Below are 24,488 nucleotides of genomic sequence, written 5' to 3'. Positions count from 1 at the left end.
CGAGCGGGCGGCAACACGCCGCCCGCTCCTCCCCCGAGGGCTTCGGAAAGAAGCCTTCCGGCGAGGAGTTGCCTGTCGAGAAGCGTTCGGCCTCCGGTTTGAACGCGGCGAAAGATCACCAAGTATGACCAGTGCATCGAACAGCTTGACCGACAATCGCAGCGAGGCCGTCGTCACGGCGGGCCTATCGCAGGGCGACGTGTCCGACTTCTTCGCCCTCCTGAAGCCGCGGGTGATGTTTCTGGTCGTGTTCACGGCGCTGGTCGGCATGGTCGTCGTGCATCCGACCATCCATCCGGTCGTCGCCTTCGCCTCGCTTCTCATGATTGCGATTGGGGCCGGGGCCTCAGGCTGCCTGAACATGTGGTGGGATGCGGATATCGACGCCGTCATGACGCGCACCCGTGCGCGTCCGATTCCCGCCGGCAAGATCGCTCCGGGGGAGGCCCTCGCCTTCGGCCTGACCCTTTCCGCCGGTTCGGTGATCGTGCTTGGCCTGGTCAGCAACGTGCTCGCCGCAGGGCTTCTGGCCTTCACCATCGTCTTCTACGCCGTCATCTACTCCATGTGGCTGAAGCGCTCGACGCCCCAGAATATCGTCATCGGCGGTGCCGCCGGCGCTCTTCCTCCGGTGGTCGCCCAGGCGGCGGTGACGGGTCACGTGGGGTGGGAGAGCCTCATCCTCTTCGCCATCATTTTCATCTGGACCCCGCCCCATTTCTGGGCGCTTGCCCTGGTCAAGTCGGGCGACTACGAGCGCGCGGGCATCCCGATGATGCCGAACGTCGCCGGCCCTGATTCGACCCGCCGCCAGATCCTCGCCTACACCGTGCTTCTCGCGCCGCTCGGCCTCGCACCCGTCGCTTTCGGCTTCGGCGGCTTGGCCTATGCGATCATCGCGACCATCGGTGGTCTCGGCATGCTGGCCCTGGCTTTCCAGGTCTATCGCCTGCGTCAGGGCGAGCCGGCCATGCGCGTGGCGCAGCAACTCTTCGCCTTCTCGATCCTTTATCTCTTCCTGCTCTTCGCGACCCTTCTCGCGGAGCATGGCCTCGGCTTCTTCCGGCCGGTTTTCGGGTGATCCGATGGTACAGCAGAGCCCCCTTCCCCGTTTGACTCCTGAGGAGCAAAAGCGCCGTCGTCGGCGTTCGGTTGCTTTGGGCCTGGCGCTCGGAGCCCTGGTGTTGCTGTTCTATGTGGTCACGATCGCCAAGCTCGGACCTGGCGTTCTGAACCGGCCCCTGTGAGGTTGCGATGAGCACGTCTCCCGAACTCCAGCGCAAGATGCGACGCACGGTCCTCGCCTGCTCAGGCATCGTCGTCGGCATGGCGGGCGCGGCCTATGCCTCCGTGCCGCTCTACGACCTCTTCTGCAAGGTCACGGGCTTTGGCGGCACGCCGATCGTTCGCGACGCGAATGGCTCCGATGTCATGGAGCGCACCGTCTCCGTCCGTTTCGACGCCAACGTCTCCTCCGGCCTCCGGTGGAATTTCTCGCCCGAAACTCCCGAAGTAAAGGTGAAGCTCGGCGAGACCACGACGGTTCTCTACAAGGTCACGAACACGGGCGATAAGCCGACAACGGGAATCGCGACCTACAATGTGCAGCCTGATCTGGCCGGCTCGTATTTCTCGAAGCTCGAATGCTTCTGCTTCACCGAGCAGACCTTGAAGCCTGGCGAAACGCTGGAATCGGCCGTGGTTTTCTACGTCGATCCGCGCCTGGTCGAGGATTCGGACATCAAGGACATCAGTTCCATCACCCTCTCCTACACCTACTTCCCCTCGAAGGGGGGCAAGCCGGTGGCGGAGGCGGCGACACCCTCAACAAAACCAATCGTTCAATAACGGACGTGACAAGCTAGACAGAAACGTCTTAAAGCGAGACACCTTCGAGGCACGGAGACGACACGAAATGGCCGAGGCCCACGCCAAACATCACGATTATCACCTTGTCGACCCGAGCCCGTGGCCGCTCGTTGGCGCAGTGAGCGCCTTCCTGTTGGCCTCCGGCTTCGTCACCTGGTGGAAGGACATCCAGATCGGCGGGATGCACCTCGGCGCCTATGTTTTCGGCGCGGGCATCATCGGCGTCCTCTACACGATGATCAGCTGGTGGAGCGACGTGATTCGCGAGGCCAATAGCGGCGCGTATCACACCCGCGTCGTCCAGCTTCATCACCGCTACGGCATGATGATGTTCATCGCCTCCGAGGTGATGTTCTTCGTCGCCTGGTTCTGGGCCTATTTCGACGTCGCCCTGTTCCCCCACGAGGCGATCCAATACGCGCGCACCGAAGCTCTCGGCGGCGTTTGGCCCCCGAAGGGCATCGAGACGTTCGACCCCTGGCACCTGCCCCTTCTCAACACCCTGATCCTGCTCACCTCCGGCACCACGGTCACCTGGGCGCACTACGCATTGCTCCAGAACGACCGCAACGGCCTGAAGGCCGGCCTGTGGCTGACGGTCATCCTCGGCATGATCTTCACCACCCTGCAGGGTTACGAGTACAGCCACGCCGCCTTCGGCTTCAAAGGCAACATCTACGGCGCCACCTTCTTCATGGCGACGGGCTTCCACGGCGTGCACGTGATCATCGGCACGATCTTCCTGGCGGTCTGCCTGCTGCGTACCTATCGCGGCGACTTCACGCCCCAGCAGCATCTCGGCTTCGAGTTTGCGGCGTGGTACTGGCACTTCGTCGACGTGGTGTGGCTCTTCCTGTTCGCCGCCATCTACGTGTGGGGCTTCGGCGGGCATGCCGCTGGGCACTAGCGCCCCTCTCGAAATCGATCCAAACAGGGGCGGCTTTAGGCCGCCCTTCGTTTTTAAGGCCTCAGAGACTATTTGACCGGCACTCCTTTCGTTCGCGGAAGGCCTTGTGGAGTATCCATCTTGGCGCAGAACCAATCGGTTCCCTCTCCGATCGTCGCCGGCCTCAAAGGGTGCTGCCCTCGCTGTGGAAAGGGCCACATGTTCCAGGGCTACCTGACCATGCGTAAATCCTGCGAGGTCTGCGGACTCGACTTCTCCTTCGCCGATTCGGGAGATGGACCGGCTTTCTTCGTCATGTCGATCGTCGGCTTCGTGGTGGTGGGCCTCGCCCTTTGGGTCGAGTTCACCTTCGAGCCGCCAATCTGGCTGCACCTCGTGATGTGGTTTTCCCTGACCGGCATTCTGTGCCTGGGGCTCGTGCGCCCGCTGAAGGGCGTCATGGTTGCGCTTCAATATCATCACAAGGCTGAGGAAGGGCGTATTCAGAAGTGACCGGTTCGGCCCGCCCATCCCGGGGAGCGTCCCTCGTTCTCCCCGGCATCGCGACCCTGATCGCGCTCGCCATCCTTATCGGTCTTGGCGCGTGGCAGCTTCAGCGCAAGGCCTGGAAGGAAGACCTGATCGCCCAAATCGAGGCCCGCGCCTACGGTGAGCCGGGCCGGATTCTTCCTGAGGCGGCCTGGAGTGCATGGCATCAGGATCAGGACGAGTTCCGGAAAGTCAGGGTCACCGGCACCTTTCTCTATCAAAATGAGACACCGGTTTACGGGCTTGCTCCCGCCCTGCGCGGCGCACCGGCGCAGGGATTTTACCTGATGACGCCCCTGCGGCTTCAGGATGGGGCCATCGTGATGGTCAATCGCGGCTTCGTGCCGACCGAGCTGCGTGATCCGGCCACGCGCCCCCAAAGCCAGCCTGTCGGTGAGGCGACCGTGATCGGTCTCGTGCGCGCGCCGGAAGCGCGCAACGCCTTCACCCCGGCGGACGATCCAGGCCGCCAAACCTGGTTCACGCGCGATCCTGTGGCGATCGCCAAGGCTTATAACCTGGATCGCGCCGCGCCCTTTTATGTGGAAGCGGACGCCACACCCAATCCCGGTGGCTGGCCGCGCGGCGGTCAGACGCGGCTCAACCTGCCCAACGACCACCTGCAATACGCCCTGACCTGGTTCGGGATCGCACTGACCCTCATCGGCGTCTTCGGCGCCTTCGCGTGGCGCCGGCTGAACGCCCCCCCTCAGGGGAGCTGAAAGAGGGCGAAGAATCCGAAGCCGAGGATGACCAGTCCCGCGCTCACCACCTTGGCGACGAAGCGATATTTCTCCGTCGCCTGAATTTCGGCACGCCGCTCCGCCCGCTCCGCGCGGGTCATGGTTTCCTGCGCCTTGATCTGCTCGGCGTAGAGGGAGGTCGTCATGTAATTACTGACCGCGCCGTCCTGCTCGAGCTCGACGCGCTGCACGATGACCCCGATGAGCAGGCCGATCACTCCAAGACCGAGAAAGCCGACGAGGTTGAAGGCCACGTAAACCACAAAGACCAGCGCGCCGATCAGCAGCGGCAGCAGCACCCAATCGATCCGCGTCATCTTCATCTGGACAGGCCCTTCGGAGAGGCGTTGCCTTTCAAGGCGCCCAGTGTAACATATCTTCCCATGTTTACGCGTCTCACCATGGTCGCCCATCTCACCACGTGCCTTGCAGGGCGCGGGGGAGCGGTTTTGCGCGTGTGAGAGCGTAAACATTTCCCAAGCCCTGCGGAGACGAGCAGGGCTTTTCAGGTTCCGTTCGCCTCCGCCTTTTCAAGGAGAGCGATATGGACCAAAGACAAGACCCCGATTCCCGCGACAATCTTCCTCTCGGCGATCTGACGATCCGCGCTGTTCGGCCGAGCGATAGCGAGGAGATCGCAGCACTCGCGAACCTGCCCGGCTTTCGCTGGGGGACTTTGCGCCTGCCGTATCAGACGCCCGAGGACACGCGGAAATGGATCGAAGGCCGCGCGGCAAGCGATGTCCGGCTTGTGGCCGTTCAAAACGGAAAGGTTGTCGGCAACGGCGGCCTCAACCGCTTGCAAGGGCGGCGTTCGCACGCGGCAGTGCTGGGCATGGGGGTTCATGACGATTATCGCGGCCGGGGCATCGGCTCGCGGCTGCTGCGAGAACTCCTGACCCTCGCCGATGACTGGCTCGACCTGAAGCGGATCGAGCTCACGGTCTTTACCGACAACGCCCCAGCGATCGCGCTCTATAAACGCAACGGATTCGGGCTGGAAGGAACGCACAAGGCCTTCGCCTACCGGGAAGGCGCATTCGTCGACGCCCATGCGATGGCCCGGATGAAACCATGACACCCGTGACCGGTTGCGACTTGCCGTGACCGGTCCCGGCTCCTAATGTCCCGCGAAATTTCAGGAGATCGAACGTGCTCCATGTCTCGACCCGCGGGGAAGCCCCCGCGCTCGGCTTTGCCGATGCTCTTTTGGCCGGTCTTGCGAGGGATGGCGGCCTTTATGTGCCGCAAACCTGGCCGTACATAGCCCGCGAGACGATCCAGGGCTTTGCCGGCCAGCCTTACGCCGAGGTGGCGAAGGCTGTTCTTGGACCGCTGGTCGATGGCGAGATCCCGCAAGCCGATCTCGGCCGCATGATCGAGGAGGCCTATGCCTCGTTCCGGCACCCGGCCATTTGCCCCTTGAACCAGATCGACGACAATCTCTTCGTTCTGGAGCTTTTCCACGGCCCAACGCTGGCGTTCAAGGACGTGGCGATGCAGCTTCTCGGCCGCCTGATGGACCATGTGCTGAAAGCACGGGGCGCGCGCGCCACCATCGTCGGTGCAACCTCCGGCGATACGGGCAGCGCAGCGGTCGAGGCGTTCAAGGGGCTCGATCAGGTCGACATCTTCATTCTCTACCCCCACGGCCGGGTCTCGGACGTGCAACGCCGGCAGATGACGACGGTGGCCTCGCCCAACGTCCATGCGCTCGCGGTCGAAGGCACGTTCGACGATTGCCAGACCATGGTGAAGGGCATGTTCAACCATGCCCGCTTCCGGGACGAGCTGCAGCTCTCTGGCGTCAATTCCATCAACTGGGCCCGCGTCGCGGCGCAGGCGGTCTATTACTTCACCGCCGCCGTGGCGCTCGGCTCGCCCCATCGACCGGTCTCGTTCTCCGTGCCGACCGGCAATTTCGGCGACATTCTCGCCGGCTGGGCCGCCAAGCAGATGGGGCTTCCCATCGAGCGGCTGATGATCGGCACCAACGCCAACGACATTCTGGCGCGCACGCTCGCCTCCGGCATCTACGAGATCAAGGGCGTGCAGCCCACCGCCTCGCCGTCGATGGACATTCAGATCTCCTCGAATTTCGAGCGGTTGCTGTTCGAGGCCTATGGCAGGGATGCCGGGGCGGTTCGTCGCTTGATGGCCAACCTCGCTCAATCCCGCACCTTCACCATCGATGGCGGCCCGCTGGCGCGTATCCGCAACGAATTCTCGTCCCAGGCCGTCGACGAGGCCAATGTGGCGGCCGAGATGACTGAGACTTACAAGGCGACCGGCTACGTGCTCGATCCGCACAGTGCGGTCGGCACCCGCGCGGCGCGGACGCTCTCGAAGAAGCGCCCGGAAATTCCGGTGATTGCCCTTTCGACCGCTCATCCGGCAAAATTCCCGGACGCGGTCGAACGCGCGACAGGTGTGCGCCCGGCGCTTCCCGCGCATATGGCCGATCTGATGGAGCGCAAGGAGAGCTTTGCCGTGCTCCCGAACGATCAAGCCGCTGTCGAGCGCTTCATCCGCGAACGCGCCCGAGCGATGAAGGGCGCGGCGGCATGAACGAGCATTTCGTTCGCGAGAAGCGGATCGACATCACCCGGCTCGGCAATGGCCTCACCGTCGCGACCGAGCGGATGCCGGAAATCGCAACCGCGACTCTCGGTGTCTGGGTCGGCACTGGCTCTCGCAATGAAATGGTCCATGAGCACGGCCTGTCCCATCTCATCGAGCACATGGCGTTCAAGGGCACGACGCGCCGCACGGCGCGCCAGATCGCCGAGGACATCGAGAATGTGGGCGGCGACATCAACGCCGCGACGAGCGTCGAATACACGAGCTACACGGCACGCGTGCTCGGGGAGAATGTGGACGTCGCCCTCGATGTGCTTGGCGACATCCTGATCCATTCCGCCTTCGATGCGGCGGAGCTTGCCCGCGAGAAAGGCGTGATCCTGCAGGAACACGCGGCGGTCGAGGATACGCCGGACGATCTCATCTACGACGCGTTCATGGAGATGGCCTATCCCGGCCAGCCCATCGGCCGGCCGATCCTCGGCACGCCGGACACCATCAAGGCCTTCGACGAAGCGACGATCCGTGCCTTCCTCGCCCGGGAATATACACCCGGCAAGATGGTTCTGGCCGCAGCAGGCGACGTCGATCATGCCCGGATCGTCGATGCCGCCGAACGGTTCTTTGGCGCGATGCCCGTCGCGGAGATCCGCGAGCCGGAGCCCGGCCTCTATCTCGGCGGCGAGCGGCGTCTTTCGCGCAAGCTCGAACAGGCCAATATCGTCCTGGGCCTGCCGGGCCTCTCCTTCAAGGACCCCGGCTACTACGCGACCCATCTCTTCGCGCATATCCTCGGTGGAGGGCTCACCTCCCGCCTCTGGCACGAGGTGCGCGAGAATCGGGGGCTCGCCTATTCCATCGATGCGTTCCACTGGCCCTTCTCCGATTGCGGCCTGTTCGGCATCGGGGCCGGGACGGCGGGCGCCGACGTGGCCGAGTTGATGGAGGTCACGCTCGCCTGCACGCGGCAGGCCGCGCAGGACATCAGCGAGATCGAAATGGTCCGCGCCAAGGCTCAGATGAAAGTCGCACTGCTGACGGCGCTGGAATCCCCTGGTGGACGCATTGAGCGCATCGCCCGCCAGCTCCTCTCCTGGGGTCGGATCGTTCCAAGCGACGAGATCGTGCAAAAGGTCGATGCCATTACAGCCGATCAGGTGCGCGAAGCCGGCCATCGCCTGCTGCAAGGCGCGCCCACCTTGGCGGCGATTGGTCCCATCAAAGGCTTGCCGTCGCTGAATTCCATCGCCGCGGGATTGCGGGGATGAGGCGCTCTCTCCAGTCGCATTCCTCAACGGAATGAATGCCTCTCCTCAATCCCGCCGCAAAGTGGTCTCATGGCCGCTTGTCACAAGCTCAACCGTGAGTCTTGCGGACAAGTCGAGCCGACGGCCGACTTCGCCTTGCCCTCAAGCCTCCTGACCGGTACCAATCCTGTTCCTTTGTTTTAGTGCCGGACGAAAGACCGAAGCGTTGCGGATCGTTTCTTTCGCCATAACCCTTCTTTTGGCGACCTTCATGTGTCTCGCCTGGCCGGCTGCCGGCTGGGCCGTCGAGTCCGTGCGCGTCGACCCGAAGATGAAGGCCATCGACCTCACCCCCATGGTCGAGCGCTATCGCTCGGACGGGGACGAGATCCGTATTTCGACCGCGCCGGGGCGCGACGGCATCGTCCGGCGCATCGCGGTCAAGGCTCGTGAGTCGGGCACCCGGCCCGACTGGATCGTGTTCGCGCTCACCAACGACACGGACGAGCAGATCGATCGTCTCCTCGTCGCGCCGCATTTCCGTCTGACCTCCTCCGGCGTGCTTTGGCCCGATCTCGGCTCGTCTCGAATCGCGGCGATCACCGCGAGCCAGGGCATCCGCCCCGAGAATGACGACAACCGGGAGGCGGATACCTTCCTGATCACCCTCGACCCCGGCACGACGGTGACCTTCGTGGCGGAGCTGCGCTCCGCCAATCTTCCGCAGCTCCATCTGTGGGATGCGGATGCCTACAAGGAGCGGATCAACGGCCTCACGCTCTACAAGGGCATCATCATCGGCATTGCCGGATTGCTCGCCCTGTTCCTCACTATCATCTTCGTGGTCAAGGGAGCGCTGATCTTCCCGGCGGCGGCGGCCCTGGCCTGGGCGGTTCTGGCCTATTCCTGCATCGATTTCGGCTTTTTCCAGCGGATTTTCCCGATCACGGAAACCGCCGAGCAGATCTACCGCGCAGGCGCGGAGGCCGTGCTCGCGGCGACGCTCCTGGTATTTCTCTTCGCCTATCTCAATCTGAACCGCTGGCATGTGCGCTACAGCCACGTCACGGCCTTCTGGCTGTTGTTTCTGGGCGCTCTCGTGGCCCTGGCCGTTTTCGACCCTCCGGTGGCCTCGGGCGTGGCGCGTATTTCGATCGCTGCGGTGGCCGGCATCGGCTTCGTGCTCGTCATCCATCTGGCGACCCACGGCTACGACCGTGCCGTAATGCTTGTTCCGACCTGGCTCCTCCTCATCGCCTGGGTGGTGGCGGCAAGCTTCACGGTGACCGGGAACCTGACCTCCGATCTGGTTCCCCCCGCCCTCGTCGGCGGCCTCGTGCTGATCGTGATGCTCATCGGCTTTACTGTCATGCAGCACGCCTTCGCGGGCGGTGCCTTCGCGCAGGGCTTCGTGAACGACACCGAGCGTCGGGCGCTGGCTTTGGCGGGTGCTGGCGACATCGTCTTCGACTGGGACGTGGTGTCCGACAAGATTTTCGTCAGCCCCGAGGTAGAGCACCAACTCGGCCTCAAGCGCGGCGCGCTCGAGGGACCGGCCTCCGCCTGGCTCGACCTGATCCACCCCTTTGACAAGGACCGCTACCGGGCCTCGCTCGATGCGGTAATCGAGCAGCGCCGAGGCCGCCTGTCTCAGGATTTCCGCCTGCGTTCCGTCTCAGGCGCGCATCATTGGTTTCGTCTGAAAGCTCGCCCGGTCATCGGCACCGACGGCGAAGTCATCCGCATCGTCGGCACCCTGTCGGATGTCACGGACATCAAGACGGCGGAAGAGCGTCTGCTTCACGACGCGGTGCACGACAACCTCACCAGCCTGCCGAACCGCCAGCTCTTCTATGACAGGCTCGAAGCGGCGCTCACCTTCGCCAGCCAGGATGACAGCCTGCGGCCGACCGTTCTCGTCATCGACATCGACCAGTTCAAGAACACCAACGATTTCGTCGGCTACGCGGCGGGGGATTCAATCCTGCTGACCCTTTCGCGCCGGCTTGGCCGCTTGCTGAGGCCGCAGGATACGCTGGCGCGCATCGCCGGCGACGAATTCGCCATCATCCTGCTCTCAGAGCGTGAGCCCGACCGCATCATCGCCTTCGCCGACATGGTTCGGCGCGCCGTGACGACGCCCATCACCTATGCCGAGCGCGAGATTTTCCTGACACCCTCCGTCGGCCTCGCTCTGCACGATCCGCAGATCGCCGCGCGGCGCGAGGAAGTGCTTCGCAACGCGGAAATCGCCATGGCCCATGCCAAGCGCCATGGCGGAGACCGGATCGAGGTCTTCCGGCCGACCATGCGTTCGGACCGAAGCGACCATTTCACAATGGAGACCGACCTTCGTCGTTCGCTCGAACGCAATGAAATGAAGGTGCTGTTCAAGCCGATCGTGCGGCTCGAGGACCGGACCATCGCAGGCTTCGAATCGATGCTGCGCTGGGACCATCCCCGTCTCGGGCGGATGAGCCCGGACGACTTCATGTCGCTCGCGGAAGAAACCGGCTTCATCGTCAATCTGAGCTTCTTCCTGCTGGAGCAGACGGCGCGCGAGCTGGCCGCCTGGCAGGCCGCGCTTGAGGTGGATCCCCCGATCTTCGCCAGCGTCAACATGTCGAGCCACCACCTGCTGCGGCATGACCTGCTGCAGGATGTGAAGGCCGTCATCGGGCGCACGGGCGTCCTGCCCGGCTCGCTCAAGATCGAGATGACCGAGAGTTTGGTCATGGAAAATCCGGAATATTCGGCCCAGATGCTCGCGCGTCTGCGGGACCTCGGAGCGGGTCTCTCTCTCGACGATTTTGGAACCGGCTATTCCGCCCTCTCCTATCTGCTGCGCTTCCCCTTCGACACGATCAAGGTCGACGAGTCCTTCGTGCGCCAGATGGCTGCGGGCAAGCCGGTGATTCTGCGCTCCATCATCAAGATGGCGCACGAGCTCGGCATGGAGATCGTGGCGGAAGGCGCGGATACGGAATCGGAAGCTATCGAGCTTTACCAGCTCGGCTGCGAATATGCGCAGGGACCCGTCTTCGGCGAGCCCATGTCCATGCTGCAGGCCCGTGACCTTGTCGGTGCAGCTCCCGAGGCTGCCTGACGAGACGCCCGAGCGTTCTCAGGCGTGGCCGGCTTGGTCCGACAGCATGCCCGGATCAATGCCGATCCGGCGCAAGGCGAATTCGTAACGCTCATCAACTGAGGTGTTGAAGATCAATTCGGCATCGGCGGGGCAGTTGAGCCAGCCATTGGCCTGGATTTCATGTTCGAGTTGCCCGGCGCCCCAGCCCGCATAGCCGAGCGCCAGCACCGCATATCGCGGCCCCTCGCCGCGCGCGATGGCGCGCAGGATGTCGACGGTGGCCGTCAGGCAAACCTGATCGTCGATGGGGAGTGTCGATTGGGAGATGTGGAAATCCGGCGAGTGAAGCACGAAGCCTCGCGTCGTCTCCACCGGCCCTCCGATCAGAACCTGAACGAGACCGACCCGCGGCTGCAATCGGATGCGCTCCTGCTCGGGGATGATTTCGAGCTGGACCAGGAGGTCCGGCAGGTTCACGTTGGCCGCGGCCCTGTTGAGGACGATCCCCATCGCGCCTTCGGCGGAATGGGCACAGACGTAAACGACGGACCGCGCGAAGCGTTCGTCCGTCATTCCCGGCATGGCGACCAGAAACTGGCCGTCGAGATAATTGGGACCATCATGGTCTGCTGTCGGATTCAAACTCGCACCTCGGCATCTATGCGATCTGCTAACAGGCCGATCACGGGATCGTGGATGGCAAGCCCGACCGGAACCCGCATAAGGGAAGTGCGTCAGGGAGGCGTCAGTTCCATGGCAATCTTGTTCCGCATCATTCCGGTCATCACTTTTTTGATCCTGTCTCCGTTTGCTGCATTTGCCCAGCCCCAATCCTCCTCTGCGTGGTCGCAAGGACTTCACTCGCGCGTGCGCCTGATCGCGGGTGGGCAGAAGGAGGATCGGATCCTCGCGGGGATCGAAATTGCACTGGATTCCGGCTTCAAGACCTATTGGCGCACCCCCGGTGAATCCGGCCTCCCGCCCCGGTTCGATTGGTCCGGCTCGGAGAATGTCGCGGAGGTCGCCATCCAGTGGCCCACGCCCATCCGGTACGAGGATGCGGGAGGGGTTGCGTATGCCTATAGCCACGACGTCATCCTGCCGGTTTTCGTCAAAGCCTCCGAACCGGGAAAGCCGATCAAGCTCGCGCTGACCGTCGAGTACGGGGTCTGCAAGGACATCTGCATCCCGGCCAGCGCCGAGCTGACGGCAACTCTTGCCGGTGAGGGGCAGGATCGGGCCGCCATTGAGCAGGCTTTGGCCAAAGTGCCGCGTCCACAGCCCCTTGGAGCGTCAGGCGAGCTGTCCGTGGTGAGTGTCGAACCGTTGCCCGGGACTCAGCTCCGCTTCAACGTCACCGTTCGTACCCCGGCCGGCAGTCAGCCGGCTCTCTTCGCAGAGGGGCCCGAGAACTGGTATTTTTCGACCTCCCAGGCCGACGGCACAAACCATTTCGTGGTCACCATCGAGGAGAAGCCGCAAAATGCGACCGGCCCGACGCGGCTGGCGCTTACGCTCGCCGCCGGCGAACAGGCAATCGAAACCGACGTGACCCTCGACGCGAACCTGCAGCCACGCTAGGGAGGAGCCGACGCATCGGCATAGCTTCGGAGAACTGCTTATGACCATTCAGGTTGGAGAAAGCCTACCCCAGGTCACGTTCCGCATCATGACGGCGGATGGACCTGTGGCGAAGACGACGGATGACTTGTTTAAGGGCCGCAAGGTGGTGCTCGTCGCGGTTCCGGGGGCGTTCACCCCGACCTGCCACCGCAACCACCTCCCCGGCTATGTGGAGAATGCGGACGCCATCAGGGCGAAGGGCGTCGATGCCATTCTCGTGACTGCGGTCAATGACGTCTTCGTGCTCGATGCCTGGTCGAAATCGACCGGCGCGGAAGCGATCGAATTTCTCTCCGACGGCAATGGCGATTTCGCCAAGGCACTCGGGCTCGCCATGGACGGCTCCGGCTTTGGCCTTGGCACGCGCTCGCAGCGCTATTCGATGATCGTCGAGAACGGGATCGTGAAGACGCTCAATGTCGAGGATGCGCCCGCCAAGGCTCAGGTCTCCGGAGCGGAAAACCTGCTCAAGAGCCTTTAAGCCGCGCAAACCTCAGGGGCGGAATCGAGCCCTCGCTCAGTCCGATGCGAGCGAGGGTTTTGCGTTCGCCCCTTTTCCTTGCCCCTTGAAGGGCCGCATGGCGGCAACCGCGAGTTCGTCGACCCTGATATTGGTCGGGTCGTCCGCGTGGCCTTTCACCCAATGCCAGGCAACCTGATGACGGGACGCGGCTTCGTCCAGGTCCCGCCAGAGATCCTCATTCTTCACCGGCTTGTTGTCAGCCGTGCGCCAGCCGCGCCGTTTCCAATTGTGCATCCATTGCGTGATGCCTTGGCGCACATATTGCGAGTCCGTGTAGAGATCGACGGCACAGGACCGTTTGAGGGCCTTGAGCCCCTCGATCGCCGCCATCAGTTCCATGCGGTTGTTGGTGGTGTGGGCCTCGCCGCCCGAGATTTCCTTCTCGCTGCCCTTGAAGGCAAGGATCGCGGCCCAGCCCCCCGGCCCGGGATTTCCCGAGCAGGCGCCGTCCGTGTAGATCAGCACGCGTTCAGATCCACTCATGCGCCGAGACCGTATTCGCGCGCATGTTTCACATGGCGGTGGAAGTTGAGCTTTCGGTCATATTCCAGCGGATCCTTGGGCTTCACCAAGGCACCCGGGGGAACGTTGAGCCAATCCACCAACCGGGTCAGCATGAAGCGCATGGCGGACCCTCTGCACAGGATCGGCAGAGCCTCGACCTCAGCCGGTTCGAGGGCGCGCACGGCCTGATAGCCCGCCAGCATCGCCCGCCCCTTCGTCAGATTGAACGACGCATCGGCCTCGAAGCACCAGGCATTGAGGCAGATCGCGACGTCATAGGCGAACGCGTCCGTACAAGCGAAGTAGAAGTCGATCAGGCCCGACACCTGGGGCCCGATGAAGAAGACGTTGTCGGTGAAGAGATCCGCGTGGATGATGCCGGATGGCAGGCCGACCGGCCAATCCTTCTTGAGGTTTTCGAGTTCGCGCCGCGTCCGCTCGGCGAGGCCCGAAGACACCGTATCGGCCTGCGCCTCGGCCTGCGCGAAAAGAGGCGCCCAGCCGTCGAGGGAGAGGGCGTTGGGCCGCGCCATCGCGAAATCATGGCCCGCGAGATGCAGCTTCGCCAGCGCGCCGCCGAGCGCCGCGCAATGCTGCGCCGTCGGGCGGCGAACCGCGATCCCTTCCAGAAAGGTGATGATCACGGCAGGTCGTCCGGCCAAGCGGCCTAGAGGCTCGCCTTCACGGTTGCTGACGGGCAGCGGGCAATTCAAGCCTCGCTTCGCCAGATGCTGCATGAGCCCGAGGAAGAACGGCAGATCCGCCTCGTTCACCCGCTTCTCATAAAGCGTAAGGATGTAGAATCCTTGCGTCGTGTGGAGAAAATAATTGGTGTTCTCCACACCCTCGGCGATGCCCTTGTAGGAGAGAACAGTGCCGATATCGTAGGTGGCGAGGAAGGCGGAAAGCTCCTCATCCGTAACTTCCGTATAAACCGCCACCGCTTACTCCGCAGCCTGCTCGCGCAGTTCGCGAGGTAAGGGAAAAAACACATTCTCGTCCGCCGTCGACACGCTCTCGACCGAAACCGCATAGCGCTCGGCAAAAGCATCGATGATTTCCTCGACCAGCACCTCGGGAGCCGAAGCGCCGGCCGTGATGCCGAGATGGCGGATATCGCCGAACAGGGACCAGTCGATATCGTCCGCGCGCAGGATGAGACGCACGAGAGGGCACCCTTCCCGCTCCGCCATCTCGCGCAGGCGCTGCGAGTTGGACGAATTTGGCGACCCGACCACGATCATCGCATCGACCAGCGGTGCCACGCGCTTGACCGCACCCTGGCGGTTCGTGGTGGCGTAGCAGATGTCTTCCTTGTGCGGTCCGACAATGGCTGGAAAGCGCGCCCTCAGGGCCCCGATCACGTCCTGCGTGTCATCGACCGAGAGGGTGGTCTGGGTGACGAAGGCCAGATTGTCCTCATCCAAGGGCTGGAGCCGGGCAATATCGCCCACGGTTTCGATCAGGGTCGCGGCGCCCGCCGGAAGCTGGCCCATGGTGCCCACGACCTCGGGGTGCCCCGCATGCCCGATCAGGATGATGTGACGGCCACGCTTGTGATGAACCTGCGCCTCGCGGTGAACCTTGGTCACAAGCGGACAAGTGGCGTCGATGGCGAAGAGCCGACGGGCCTGAGCCGCCTCGGGCACGGATTTGGGAACGCCATGGGCGGAGAAGATCACCGGGGCGTCACCGTCGGGCACCTCGTCGAGCTCCCGCACGAAGATAGCGCCCTTCCGCCTCAGGTTTTCCACCACGTATTTGTTATGGACGATCTCGTGCCGGACATAGACCGGCGCGCCATGGAGATCCAAGGCCCTCTCCACCGCATCGATGGCGCGGACAACCCCGGCGCAGAAGCCGCGCGGGGCGCAAAGCATGATGTCGAGAGATGGCTTCGTCATGATGCCGCGATGTGGCGAGAGCAGGCCCTTCCTGTCAAGCGGGAGTGACGCTTATTCGCGCCGGTGCGACGCGGCAAGAAGGGCTCGCCCTCCGGCGCAATTGCCCTTAGAAAGGGGGCCCTTGATCCATTTTTCCCGATGAGCGATGGCAAATACGGCTTCTCACGTCAGTTTTTTGCCCCCGATTTTGACCTTTTGCGGGGCGGCGGCTGTTGCCGTGCCGATCTCCAGGTTCCTCGGCCTGAGCGCGGTCCTCGGCTATCTCGCGGCCGGAATCGTCATCGGGCCGTCCGGTTTGAGGCTCGTCGGCGATCCCGAGACCATCGTCACCGTAGCCGAGATCGGCGTCGTCCTGCTCCTGTTCATCGTCGGGCTAGAGCTTAAGCTTTCGCACCTCTGGTCCATGAAGCGAGACATTTTCGGTCTCGGTTTCGCTCAGTTGGCCGTGACCGCCCTTTGCATCGGCGGCGCGGCGGTCGCCATCGGCTTCACGCCGCGCGCTGCCTTCGTCACCGGCATTGCGGTGGCGCTGTCCGCAACAGCGATCGCCCTTCAAATGCTGGGTGAGCGCAACGACCTGCAGACGCCCTACGGCCAGCGCTCCTTCGCGATCCTGCTGTTCCAGGACATCTCGGTGGTTCCGATCCTGGCGATTTTGCCGCTCCTGGCGTCCGGCGTCATGGCGCCGGAGAGCAACACGCCTTACGACCGCCTTTTGAAAGTTGGCGAGGCGGTCGCGGCGATCGCCGCCGTGGTCGTGATCGGCCGTTACGGACTGAACCCCTTCTTCCGCATTCTCGCGCGCAGCGGCGCGCGTGAGGTCATGACGGCGTCGGCCCTTCTCGTGGTGCTCGGCGCGGCCCTGCTGATGCAGGAAGTAGGCCTGTCCATGGCGATGGGCGCGTTCCTCGCGGGCCTCCTGCTCGCGGAATCGAACTTCCGCCACCAGCTCGAAGCCGATATCGAGCCGTTTCGCGGCACCCTGCTCGGCCTGTTCTTCATGAGCGTGGGCATGTCGATCGATCTGGCGCTGGTGCGCCAGAACTGGGTGCTGCTGGCCCTTGCCGCGCCCGCGGTCATTCTGGGCAAGACGTTCCTGTTGACGATCCTCTCCAGGCTGTTCGGCGCAACCTGGCGCGATGGCCTGCGCTCGGGTGTGCTGTTGTGCCCCGCCGGCGAGTTCGCCTTCGTGCTGCTCCCGGTGGCGGTGGGTCTCGGGCTGATGTCGTCAATCGATGCGCAGCTTGTCACGGCGCTCGCCGCCATCACCATGCTGCTTGGTCCGATCATCGCCACCGTGCTCGAACGCGTGTTGGCGAACCGCCATGAGGGCGAGGCGCATCCCGATCTCGAAGACCTGCGGGGTCAAGAGGGTGAACTTTCGAGCCGCGTCCTCGTCATCGGGTTTGGACGTTTCGGGCAGATCGTGAATCAGGTCCTGTTGGCGCAGGGCATCGATGCGACCGTCATCGACAGAAACGTGGAGCGCATCCGGGATGCGGCGCGTTTCGGCCTCAAGGTTTATTATGGTGACGGCATGCGCCTCGACGTGTTGCGGGCCGCGGGTGCGGACAAGGCGGAGATGATCTGCGTCTGCACGGACACCCCTGAAATCACCCTGAAGATCGTCGAGATCATTCACGAAAATTTCCCAGGTGCGCGCAGCTTCGTGCGCGCTTACGACCGCGTCCATGCAATCGAATTGATGAAGATGGATGTCGATTATCAGCTTCGCGAGTGCTTCGATTCCGCCATCGCCTTCAGCCGCGCCGCGCTTGAGGAACTCGGAGCCTCGCCGGACGCCGCGGCTGCCGCAGCAGACGATGTGCGCAAGCGCGACATCGCCCGCCTGATCCTGCAGAAGGAAAGCGGTGCGATGGGCGGCGTGGAACTTCTCGTGGGCACGAAGATCGCCCCGGAACCGCTTGTCGTGCCCACCGGCAAAGCGCGCGGCCTTAGCGCCGAGACCCGGGATATTCTGGGCGAAGGAGTCTAGTCATGGATGCGACCCCAACGGCGAAAGCGCCCGAGGAGCAGGCGCCGACGCCGCGCTTCGTTGTCGGCTCAACGATGCGCCACGTTCTGGTGATGACAGGAACCGGAACCGCGGGCCTGATCGCGATCTTCATCGTGGACCTGATTTCGCTTCTCTACATCTCGTGGCTGAAGGACCCGAGCATGACCGCAGGCGTCGGCCTGGCGACCGTCATGATGTTCTTCACCATCTCGATCAATGTCGGCTTGATGATCCCCATCGGCGCGTTGGTATCGCGGGCGCTGGGCGCGCGCCGACGCGAGGATGCGCGCCGGCTGGCGACATCGGGCTGCATCCTGATGGCGATCATCGCAACGCTTGTCAGCCTGATCATTCTGCCATTGCTGCCGCAGATCCTGCACATGCTGGGCGCGACGGAAAAGACTTACCTCGTCGCGCGCAGCTTTCTCTGGATCTCTTTGCCGACAAATGTCCTGATGGCGTTCGGCATGGCCTTTTCGACCGTGCTGCGTGCCGCCGGCGACGCCAAACGCAGCATGTATGCGACGCTCTCGGTCGCCGCGGTCACCATCGTCGTCGATCCGATCCTGATCTTCGGCCTGGGCCTGAAATCGGACGGCGCTGCCCTCACCATCAATCTGGCGCGATTGGCCTATCTCTATATTGGCTATCGCTATGTGACGCGTCATCACGATCTTCTTGCAAGGCCCAATCTCAGGAGCATTGTCGCCGACGCGCGGCCGTTCTTCGCCATCGCCGTGCCGGCGATCCTGACCAACATCGCAGCCCCCGTCTCGAGCGCCTTTTTCACCAGCATCATGTCGCGATTTGGCGACGGGGCCATCGCCGCCTCGGCGATCATCGACCGTGTCACGCCCGTGGCCTTCGGCGGCCTGTTCGCGCTCGCCGGGGCCATTGGTCCGGTCCTCGGCCAGAACTGGGGCGCACGGCGTTATGATCGCATGAACCAGGTGCTGAAGGACTCATTGACCTTCACCATCGTCTATGTCGGATGCGTGTGGGCGCTTCTCTATCTCGTCCGCGTTCCATTGACCCTGGCCTTCAACGCCCCGGACCTGACGGCAGACCTCGTGCAGTTCTTCTGCCAGCTCAGTGGGCCTATCTGGTTTTTCATTGGTCTCGTGTTCGTGGCCAACGCCTCGTTCAACAATCTCGGGTTCCCCTTGTTCTCAACCTTCTTCAACTGGGGCCGAGCAACGCTGGGCATGATTCCTTTTGCTTATTACGGCGCGCAGGTCGGCGGTCCGAAAGGGGCCCTGCTGGGGATCGGGGTGGGATCAGTTGCCTTCGGAATCGCGGCGATCATCACAGCCTTCTGGACAATCCGGCGTTTGGAGAGGCAAGCTAAGGCAGCCCATTGACCGTTCGAGCCAAGGGGCCCCATCGAGGAGCCTGCCATGTTGAACTGGTTCGATCTGATGCGTCAGGCCCAGACGAGCGCGGGCTTTGGAGCTCTCGCGCAGCAGTTCAATCTCTCCGACGAGCAGTCGCAGAAGGCGATGGCGGCCTTCATGCCCGCTTTCGCCATGGGGCTCCAGCGCGCGACGGACACCAACGACCCCAGCCGCTTCCTTCAATCCATGATGAGCGACGCCTACCAGAACTTCTGGCAGACCGCCGGGCAGGCGTTCTCGACCCAAGCTCAACGGGAGGGCAGGAAGCTCCTCGACCAGTTGTTCGGTTCGGATGACGTAAGCCGTCGGATCGCGCATCAGATGGCCGATTATGTCGGCGTCACCCTGGGACTGATGCAGCAGATGCTGCCGATCATGGCGGGTATTATGGCCGGCAGCATGTATCAAGCGATGTCCGCGCAGGGCCAGTCATTTCCGATGGTCACGCCGGAAGCAGGGGCCGCCCGCGGCGCACGCACCTCAACCGATCCATGGATGGAGCTCTGGACCGGGTGGATGAAGGCCGTTTCGCCCGAATCGAAATCCGCTCGCAATCCCTTCGAGGAAATGATGGCGGTCTTTCTCCCGCCCCCCGCCCTCGCCAAGCCCGCTCCGCAAAAGGCGCCCCCTCCTGCTCTCGCGTGGGAGGAGATGATGGAGGCGGGACGCGAGATGCAGCAGCAATATCTCACGTCCCTTCAGGCGATCTTCGACGAGGCCTGGAAGACCGGCAAAGCAAAGCGTTAGGCGCAGAGTCTCGCCGGTTTCACGACCGGAATGACCGGCCGGGTCGCTCGACCCGGAGGTACCATCCTCTCGGCCCGACTACGTCGCTCGACACATCGAACCAACACCGATGATGGATTCCGCACAATCGGCTCGGCAAGCGCGCCTTCCACATCGCTGCGCACGAGGCCGATATCCTTGAGCATCCGATCGTCGAACTCGGCGAGGTTCATGATCTCACGCCGGTGCCTCAGAGCCCTGGCGAGATTCACGGCAGCACGGACCACCGATCCCAGAAACGTCGATCCGGCTAAGGACATGGCGGGGGTGGCTGACCGGGTCATCGAAGCTCTCCTTAGTCTTTATTTCGGTCCGAGGCGGTTGGAACGGCTTTGAGCGTTCCATGAGGCGTTTCAACGGTTTTGCTCGGAACGCCCCAAGAAGCACACAAGCAGAAATTGCGACTAACCCATTGATATATAACGGTTTTCTTTAATCCATTGTGGATTGCGTCGATTCCTAACATGGAATGTTTCATCACTTGAAGCGATTGTTTGAGATGTGTACCATCATCGAAATTGATGATGGAATTTTGAGCCATGCACTTACTCGATATCGACCAGCTCCGGACTTTCGTCGCGATCGCGGATACGGGGTCGTTCACGCGTGCGGCGGAGATCGTGCATAAGACGCAGAGCGCGGTGTCAATGCAGATGAAACGCCTGGAGGATCGCGTCGGGCGTGGGATATTCGAGCGCGACGGGCGGCTGTCCAAGCTCACGGACGAGGGCGAGCGGCTGCTCGATTACGCCCGGCGGATCGTGCGGCTGAATGCTGAATGCATGGCGTCCTTCAACGACAACGAGCTGATCGGCCGGGTGCGGCTCGGCCTGCCGGACGATTATGCGGATCGTTATCTGCCTGAGATTCTGGCGCGTTTCTCCCGCTCAAACCCGAAGGCCGAGGTGACGGTGATGTGCGAGCCGACGCACCACCTGATCGAACGGGTGCAGAACGGCGATCTCGACCTTGCGATCATCACCCATGTGGACCGGCGCGGCCCGTCCGAGATCGTGCGCATCGAACAGCTTCTCTGGGTCACGTCCGCGCGCCACGGCGTACATGAGGCAAGCCCGATTCCGCTGGCCATGGGCCGCCCGAATTGCGATTGGCGCCACTCGGCGACGGAGGCGCTGGAGAGCGCGGACCGCGCCTTCCGCATCCTCTATGTGAGCTGGAACTCGAACGCCGTCGGCGCGGCGGTTCTGGCGGGTCTCGCGGTGTCAGTGCTGCCGGAAAGCGCCGTGCGCCCCGGCATGCGGATCTTAGGCCCCTCGGACGGCTTCCCTGCCCTGCCCTCGTGCAAGATCGGCCTCATCCGCGCCCGCCGCGAGGAGAACCCGCTGGCGGATGCGCTTGGCTTTCACATCAAGCAATCGCTCGACAATCTGGGTTCGACCCGCACGGTCTTCCCGGCCGCGGCCGAGTAACCATCAGGCTTTCGGCGCAGGGCGACGCAGCACGAGCACGTTGCCCGTCAGCGCCAGCGCCACGCCGACCACGGCGAGCGGCGTCCACACATAGCCTTCGAGCACGGTCGAGACCGCGAGTGCAATGATGGGAAACAGCACCGTCGCATAGCCCGCCCGCGCGGCCCCGAGCCGGCGCAGGAGGGTGAGGTACGACGCAAAAGCCAGCACCGACGCGCCAATCGCGAGATAGAACAGCGAGCCGATATACTTGAACGTCGGCTCGATGATGAAAGCGTTGCCGCGCGCGAGATTGATTGCGAGCAGCACGCCGCAGCCATAGGTCATGGCCCAGGCATTGGCCGAAATCAGCGGCGCGCTGCGACGCTGCACGAGCGTCGAGATCATGTTGCCGGAGCAAAAGAACAAGGTGCCGAGCGTGCACAGGGCAAGGCCCCAGGCCGCCGCGGCATTGAAGCCCGCGCCCGCGATTTCCGGCCAGAACAGAAGCCCGATTCCGGTCACGCCGACGGCCCCGCCGAGCGCCACGCGCGGCTCCACCTTCTGCCGGAACAGCACGAAGCCGAGTACGAGATTGAAGATCGAGGCGAGCGAAAACACCACGGAAAGCAACCCCGAGGGTACGGTCAATCCGCCGTAATAGAAACTGATGAAGTTGAACGAGAACAGGCAGCACCCCGTCGCGAAGAAGCGCAGGTGATCTCCGGCCGAGAACCGCACCTTCTTGCGCGACACGAGCACCCATCCCCACGTGACGAGAGCCGCGAGAACGAAGCGCCACAGCACCGACATCTCCGGCGCGACGACTCCGAGCTGCGCCCGGATCCCGATCCAGCTCACGCCCCACAGGAACACGGTGGCCGCGTAAAGGCCGAGGGTGGTCCCATCGATCCGGGCGGGACTTGCGCCCGAGATGGTGGTGGCTTGCGTCATGGTTTTTCAGAACCCGTTGTCGGGTTACCGGGTTACGCCAACCAAGGCATCAGCACAAATGATGAAATATCATCAATACCTGTTGGAATGCTGATGAAACGCCAAGGTTTTCCTGAAAACTCCTTGGAATGACCTGAAAGCGCCTGGAACGCTGTTGCGAGCCGCCGTCCCTGTCATTCAAGCCCATAACCGCGAACGGGCTCGGTCACGCGCATCAGGCGTCTGTATGCGTCTTATTCTGAAGCGTCACCGCGTCCAGGCCCCGCTATGCGGTCCCGAATGACATTGCGGGTCCCGGGATGAAAACGAGAATAAGGCGATACAAGGCTCCGATTACCCACTATGAGCGATTGAAACCGCTCCAACATTCCTGTGAAATGGACCGTTGTTGATTGAGATATCGCCAAGATGTGCGCAATCTCCCTTACATCAACCTATTGTATAGTTACGGTTACCTTAACTGCCTACGTTGAAGCCAATTGATCATGAACTATCCGACCTTAAAAACAACCTGAGCCTTAATCATATGGGCGTGGCCGTCAGCGGCTGATTGTTCAGTAAAGCACTTTGCCGGTGGCGCCGTGATGAGCGATGCAAGCCCGACCATGACCGGGATGCGTCATGTTCAGACATGTCCGAGTTGGATGCTGGACGTCGTCGGGAGGCTCTCATGCCCATTTCGCAATTCCTTGGGGGCGTTCAAGGAGCACGACGATGGCGACCTTCAATGACAAGGACACGAATGGCGCGGACCATACACACATCCGGAAGAATGCCACGTCGATGGACTGGCTTTCCCTGATCCACCCCATCCACAATAAGATCATCGGCACCAACGGCAACGACACGCTCGCCGCGGCGGCCGACGGCGATCTCGTGTTCGGGCTGGGCGGCAACGACGACCTGAGCAGTATGTTCAACCGCACGGCGCTGGTAGGGGGACGCGGCAACGATGCGCTGACCACGAAGGACACCGTCGTGGCGCCGGACCAGGAGCCGGTGCATGGACTGGCCATCCAGCTCGGCGGGGCAGGCAACGACACCCTCGATTCGACTGTGACCGTTCAGGCCGGAGTGCCGACCACCTTTCAGCAAGTTCTAACAGCGGACGTCCTGAGCGACGGCGGCTCCGGCAACGACATCATCAACGCGACCGCCAATGTCGGCGGACCTACAGGTGCAAGCGCGACCCTAAAGACTGATGTGTACGGTGGCAGCGGTAACGACACCATCAATGCCACCGCGGATGCAACCGGTGCGGTCGGCACCAACATTGTTATGAACCATATCCACGGCGGGTCGGGCAACGACAACATTACCGCCTTCGCGCGCCCGGATCACACTTCAAGCAACGCTACAGTCATCAATGACATCGACGGTGGCGACGGCAATGACGTCATTGACGCCACAGCTATTGGCGACGCGCTGTTCCCTCAACTCGCGAAGAACTCCATCCACGGCGGCCGCGGCAACGATGTCATTAGTGCACACGCTACAGAAAACTCGAATGACAGCACGGCTGTCGGTGTCAACGAACTGTGGGGCGACGAGGGTAACGACACTCTGATGGCGACCCACGATGCGGCTTTCCGGAATGGCATCTCCGATGTCACCAATTACTTGAATGGCGGGAGTGGGAACGACAATCTCACGGCGGTGTCGAACGCGGACGGTCAACATGTCCGGGCCGTGAACCACCTGGAAGGCGGTACGGGACGGGACGTTCTGAGTGCCAGTATCGATTCTTTGGTCATCGGTGGGGCATTAGCGGTGGATCTGTTCCACCTGTCGAATATTCTGAACGGAGGAGCCGGCGACGATGCGCTCGCGGCCTTCCTGAGGGTGACAACCGCAACCAGTGTGACGGATGGTTCCACGGCCGAGAACCATCTCAACGGCGGCGATGGCAATGACACGCTGACGGCGACGGTGGCGGCTGACTCGGTCGCCGGCACGAGCTTTCTCTGCGGCGGCTCTGGGAATGACCGACTCACCGTGATCGGCGGCACAAACAACGTCCTCGATGGCGGCAGTGGCAATGACACGCTGGTCGGCGGCACCGGCAACGACAGCTTCATCGGCGGTTCCGGCGCAGATGTGTTTGTGTTCGCACCACCCAACGGGCATGACACCATCGCCGATTTCCAAACCGGCAAGGACAAGATGGACCTGACCGCGTTTACCAACATCCACGGCTTTGGTGACCTGACCATCGAAACGGTCGGCTGCAACAGCGTCATCCGTTTCGACGCCAACGACGACATCACCGTCAAAGGTGTAACGCACCTCAAGGCGAGCGATTTCTGGTTCGCCTGAACGCCGGTCTCGTGGGCAATGGCGCAAGGCTACACTTGGCCCTGCGCCATCTACGGCAGAGACACCGACATCTCATGTCGATTGTGACAGAGCAGC

General features: G+C 62.8%; 25 protein-coding genes. 17 read left to right on the top strand and 8 right to left on the bottom strand.

All coding sequences use genetic code 11. From position 1 onward, the window contains the following. Positions 1-124: 124 nt before the first annotated feature. The 6 genes from I2H38_RS00290 (at position 125) to I2H38_RS00265 (ending at position 4,026) form a co-directional block, all read left to right on the top strand. Positions 125-1,081, top strand: a complete 957-nt coding sequence (locus I2H38_RS00290) for a heme o synthase (protein WP_196269811.1) — start codon at positions 125-127, stop codon at positions 1,079-1,081. Positions 1,082-1,085: 4 nt separating this feature from the next. Continuing rightward, complete coding sequence (locus I2H38_RS00285) at positions 1,086-1,247, top strand: hypothetical protein (RefSeq protein ID WP_196269810.1); 162 nt, start codon at positions 1,086-1,088, stop codon at positions 1,245-1,247. A gap of 7 nt (positions 1,248-1,254) precedes the next feature. Continuing rightward, positions 1,255-1,848, top strand: coding sequence for a cytochrome c oxidase assembly protein (locus tag I2H38_RS00280; RefSeq protein ID WP_196269809.1), 594 nt, complete (start codon positions 1,255-1,257; stop codon positions 1,846-1,848). A gap of 67 nt (positions 1,849-1,915) precedes the next feature. Continuing rightward, positions 1,916-2,776 carry a cytochrome c oxidase subunit 3 gene (locus tag I2H38_RS00275; protein ID WP_196269808.1) on the top strand — a complete coding sequence of 287 codons (861 nt, stop codon included), beginning with the start codon at positions 1,916-1,918 and terminating at the stop codon, positions 2,774-2,776. Between the two features lie 117 nt (positions 2,777-2,893). Continuing rightward, positions 2,894-3,268: a DUF983 domain-containing protein gene (locus I2H38_RS00270; protein ID WP_407664016.1), complete on the top strand. Its 375-nt coding sequence runs from the start codon at positions 2,894-2,896 to the stop codon at positions 3,266-3,268. Beyond that, positions 3,265-4,026 (top strand): SURF1 family protein, encoded by a 762-nt coding sequence (locus tag I2H38_RS00265; RefSeq protein ID WP_196269806.1) that lies wholly within the window; start codon positions 3,265-3,267, stop codon positions 4,024-4,026. The genes I2H38_RS00270 and I2H38_RS00265 overlap by 4 nt, the downstream gene beginning before the upstream one ends. Here I2H38_RS00265 and I2H38_RS00260 read toward each other — a convergent pair. Then, positions 4,014-4,370 carry a hypothetical protein gene (locus I2H38_RS00260; protein ID WP_196269805.1) on the bottom strand — a complete coding sequence of 119 codons (357 nt, stop codon included), beginning with the start codon at positions 4,368-4,370 and terminating at the stop codon, positions 4,014-4,016. The genes I2H38_RS00265 and I2H38_RS00260 overlap by 13 nt on opposite strands. Positions 4,371-4,591: 221 nt before the next feature. Here I2H38_RS00260 and I2H38_RS00255 point away from each other — a divergent pair, with 221 nt between their 5' ends. The 4 genes from I2H38_RS00255 (at position 4,592) to I2H38_RS00240 (ending at position 10,980) form a co-directional block, all read left to right on the top strand. Continuing rightward, entirely contained in the window at positions 4,592-5,125 is a 534-nt protein-coding gene (locus I2H38_RS00255; protein ID WP_196269804.1) for a GNAT family N-acetyltransferase, read from the top strand. 74 nt (positions 5,126-5,199) lie between these two features. Then, the gene (gene thrC / locus I2H38_RS00250) at positions 5,200-6,615 is read left to right on the top strand and encodes a threonine synthase (RefSeq protein ID WP_196269803.1); all 1,416 of its coding nucleotides are present in this window, start codon (positions 5,200-5,202) and stop codon (positions 6,613-6,615) included. Continuing rightward, positions 6,612-7,895, top strand: a complete 1,284-nt coding sequence (locus I2H38_RS00245) for a M16 family metallopeptidase (protein WP_196269802.1) — start codon at positions 6,612-6,614, stop codon at positions 7,893-7,895. The genes thrC and I2H38_RS00245 overlap by 4 nt, the downstream gene beginning before the upstream one ends. A gap of 205 nt (positions 7,896-8,100) precedes the next feature. Then, positions 8,101-10,980, top strand: coding sequence for an EAL domain-containing protein (locus I2H38_RS00240; protein WP_407663987.1), 2,880 nt, complete (start codon positions 8,101-8,103; stop codon positions 10,978-10,980). An 18-nt stretch (positions 10,981-10,998) separates the two neighbouring features. On the opposite strand, the gene I2H38_RS00235 is transcribed toward I2H38_RS00240, so the two are convergent. Further along, a complete protein-coding gene (locus I2H38_RS00235) occupies positions 10,999-11,604 on the bottom strand; it encodes a YqgE/AlgH family protein (RefSeq protein WP_267875929.1) in 606 nt (201 codons plus the stop codon). Between the two features lie 111 nt (positions 11,605-11,715). Between I2H38_RS00235 and I2H38_RS00230 the strand changes: the two genes are divergently transcribed. Both I2H38_RS00230 and I2H38_RS00225 read left to right on the top strand, forming a co-directional pair. Continuing rightward, on the top strand, positions 11,716-12,543 hold the full coding sequence (locus I2H38_RS00230) for a protein-disulfide reductase DsbD domain-containing protein (RefSeq protein WP_196269801.1): 828 nt from the start codon (positions 11,716-11,718) through the stop codon (positions 12,541-12,543). Positions 12,544-12,583: 40 nt separating this feature from the next. After that, on the top strand, positions 12,584-13,066 hold the full coding sequence (locus I2H38_RS00225; RefSeq protein WP_196269800.1) for a peroxiredoxin: 483 nt from the start codon (positions 12,584-12,586) through the stop codon (positions 13,064-13,066). A gap of 36 nt (positions 13,067-13,102) precedes the next feature. On the opposite strand, the gene rnhA is transcribed toward I2H38_RS00225, so the two are convergent. The 3 genes from rnhA to ispH are packed head-to-tail and all read right to left on the bottom strand — an operon-like array spanning position 13,103 to position 15,516. Further along, the gene (rnhA, locus tag I2H38_RS00220) at positions 13,103-13,591 is read right to left on the bottom strand and encodes a ribonuclease HI (RefSeq protein ID WP_196269799.1); all 489 of its coding nucleotides are present in this window, start codon (positions 13,589-13,591) and stop codon (positions 13,103-13,105) included. Then, positions 13,588-14,553, bottom strand: a complete 966-nt coding sequence (locus tag I2H38_RS00215) for a homoserine kinase (protein ID WP_196269798.1) — start codon at positions 14,551-14,553, stop codon at positions 13,588-13,590. Before I2H38_RS00215 ends, rnhA begins: the two co-directional genes overlap by 4 nt. 3 nt (positions 14,554-14,556) lie before the next feature. Further along, entirely contained in the window at positions 14,557-15,516 is a 960-nt protein-coding gene (ispH, locus tag I2H38_RS00210) for a 4-hydroxy-3-methylbut-2-enyl diphosphate reductase (protein WP_196269797.1), read from the bottom strand. Between the two features lie 145 nt (positions 15,517-15,661). Here ispH and I2H38_RS00205 point away from each other — a divergent pair, with 145 nt between their 5' ends. Genes I2H38_RS00205 through I2H38_RS00195 form a run of 3 tightly spaced genes read left to right on the top strand, consistent with a single transcriptional unit; the run spans position 15,662 to position 19,674 of the window. Next, the gene (locus I2H38_RS00205) at positions 15,662-17,512 is read left to right on the top strand and encodes a monovalent cation:proton antiporter-2 (CPA2) family protein (RefSeq protein ID WP_196269796.1); all 1,851 of its coding nucleotides are present in this window, start codon (positions 15,662-15,664) and stop codon (positions 17,510-17,512) included. 2 nt (positions 17,513-17,514) lie between these two features. Beyond that, on the top strand, positions 17,515-18,894 hold the full coding sequence (locus tag I2H38_RS00200) for an MATE family efflux transporter (protein WP_196269795.1): 1,380 nt from the start codon (positions 17,515-17,517) through the stop codon (positions 18,892-18,894). A 36-nt stretch (positions 18,895-18,930) separates the two neighbouring features. Continuing rightward, on the top strand, positions 18,931-19,674 hold the full coding sequence (locus tag I2H38_RS00195; RefSeq protein ID WP_196269794.1) for a DUF937 domain-containing protein: 744 nt from the start codon (positions 18,931-18,933) through the stop codon (positions 19,672-19,674). Here I2H38_RS00195 and I2H38_RS00190 read toward each other — a convergent pair. Together I2H38_RS00190 and I2H38_RS00185 are read right to left on the bottom strand one after the other, a co-directional pair. Beyond that, positions 19,671-19,997 (bottom strand): DUF1127 domain-containing protein, encoded by a 327-nt coding sequence (locus I2H38_RS00190; RefSeq protein WP_196269793.1) that lies wholly within the window; start codon positions 19,995-19,997, stop codon positions 19,671-19,673. The two genes, I2H38_RS00195 and I2H38_RS00190, sit on opposite strands and share 4 nt — an antisense overlap. An 11-nt stretch (positions 19,998-20,008) precedes the next feature. Next, positions 20,009-20,254, bottom strand: a complete 246-nt coding sequence (locus tag I2H38_RS00185) for a hypothetical protein (protein WP_196269792.1) — start codon at positions 20,252-20,254, stop codon at positions 20,009-20,011. On the opposite strand from I2H38_RS00185, the gene I2H38_RS00180 reads away from it, so the two are divergent. Continuing rightward, positions 20,253-21,143 carry a LysR substrate-binding domain-containing protein gene (locus I2H38_RS00180; RefSeq protein ID WP_196269791.1) on the top strand — a complete coding sequence of 297 codons (891 nt, stop codon included), beginning with the start codon at positions 20,253-20,255 and terminating at the stop codon, positions 21,141-21,143. The genes I2H38_RS00185 and I2H38_RS00180 overlap by 2 nt on opposite strands. A 3-nt stretch (positions 21,144-21,146) precedes the next feature. Here I2H38_RS00180 and I2H38_RS00175 read toward each other — a convergent pair whose 3' ends face one another. Continuing rightward, positions 21,147-22,076, bottom strand: coding sequence for a DMT family transporter (locus I2H38_RS00175; protein ID WP_196269790.1), 930 nt, complete (start codon positions 22,074-22,076; stop codon positions 21,147-21,149). Between the two features lie 714 nt (positions 22,077-22,790). On the opposite strand from I2H38_RS00175, the gene I2H38_RS00170 reads away from it, so the two are divergent. After that, a complete protein-coding gene (locus tag I2H38_RS00170) occupies positions 22,791-24,392 on the top strand; it encodes a calcium-binding protein (RefSeq protein ID WP_196269789.1) in 1,602 nt (533 codons plus the stop codon). The last annotated feature ends 96 nt before the right edge of the window (positions 24,393-24,488 follow it).

The organism is Microvirga alba (genome assembly GCF_015694465.1).
In the GTDB taxonomy this organism is placed as follows: domain Bacteria; phylum Pseudomonadota; class Alphaproteobacteria; order Rhizobiales; family Beijerinckiaceae; genus Microvirga; species Microvirga alba.
The sequence above is the reverse complement of the archived record's forward strand: the minus strand, read 5'-3'. Positions and strand labels throughout refer to the sequence as shown.

Bases quoted from the DNA above. Each gene is read 5' to 3' on its own strand.
- I2H38_RS00185 (WP_196269792.1), bottom strand. From the start codon at position 20,254: ATGGCTCAAAATTCCATCATCAATTTCGATGATGGTACACATCTCAAA.
- I2H38_RS00175 (WP_196269790.1), bottom strand. From the start codon at position 22,076: ATGACGCAAGCCACCACCATCTCGGGCGCAAGTCCCGCCCGGATCGAT.
- I2H38_RS00275 (WP_196269808.1), top strand. From the start codon at position 1,916: ATGGCCGAGGCCCACGCCAAACATCACGATTATCACCTTGTCGACCCG.
- I2H38_RS00255 (WP_196269804.1), top strand. From the start codon at position 4,592: ATGGACCAAAGACAAGACCCCGATTCCCGCGACAATCTTCCTCTCGGC.
- I2H38_RS00200 (WP_196269795.1), top strand. From the start codon at position 17,515: ATGGATGCGACCCCAACGGCGAAAGCGCCCGAGGAGCAGGCGCCGACG.
- I2H38_RS00180 (WP_196269791.1), top strand. From the start codon at position 20,253: ATGCACTTACTCGATATCGACCAGCTCCGGACTTTCGTCGCGATCGCG.
- rnhA (WP_196269799.1), bottom strand. From the start codon at position 13,591: ATGAGTGGATCTGAACGCGTGCTGATCTACACGGACGGCGCCTGCTCG.
- I2H38_RS00195 (WP_196269794.1), top strand. From the start codon at position 18,931: ATGTTGAACTGGTTCGATCTGATGCGTCAGGCCCAGACGAGCGCGGGC.
- I2H38_RS00285 (WP_196269810.1), top strand. From the start codon at position 1,086: ATGGTACAGCAGAGCCCCCTTCCCCGTTTGACTCCTGAGGAGCAAAAG.
- I2H38_RS00190 (WP_196269793.1), bottom strand. From the start codon at position 19,997: ATGACCCGGTCAGCCACCCCCGCCATGTCCTTAGCCGGATCGACGTTT.
- ispH (WP_196269797.1), bottom strand. From the start codon at position 15,516: ATGACGAAGCCATCTCTCGACATCATGCTTTGCGCCCCGCGCGGCTTC.
- I2H38_RS00290 (WP_196269811.1), top strand. From the start codon at position 125: ATGACCAGTGCATCGAACAGCTTGACCGACAATCGCAGCGAGGCCGTC.
- I2H38_RS00230 (WP_196269801.1), top strand. From the start codon at position 11,716: ATGGCAATCTTGTTCCGCATCATTCCGGTCATCACTTTTTTGATCCTG.
- I2H38_RS00245 (WP_196269802.1), top strand. From the start codon at position 6,612: ATGAACGAGCATTTCGTTCGCGAGAAGCGGATCGACATCACCCGGCTC.
- I2H38_RS00260 (WP_196269805.1), bottom strand. From the start codon at position 4,370: ATGAAGATGACGCGGATCGATTGGGTGCTGCTGCCGCTGCTGATCGGC.
- I2H38_RS00205 (WP_196269796.1), top strand. From the start codon at position 15,662: ATGGCAAATACGGCTTCTCACGTCAGTTTTTTGCCCCCGATTTTGACC.
- I2H38_RS00225 (WP_196269800.1), top strand. From the start codon at position 12,584: ATGACCATTCAGGTTGGAGAAAGCCTACCCCAGGTCACGTTCCGCATC.
- I2H38_RS00280 (WP_196269809.1), top strand. From the start codon at position 1,255: ATGAGCACGTCTCCCGAACTCCAGCGCAAGATGCGACGCACGGTCCTC.
- I2H38_RS00170 (WP_196269789.1), top strand. From the start codon at position 22,791: ATGGCGACCTTCAATGACAAGGACACGAATGGCGCGGACCATACACAC.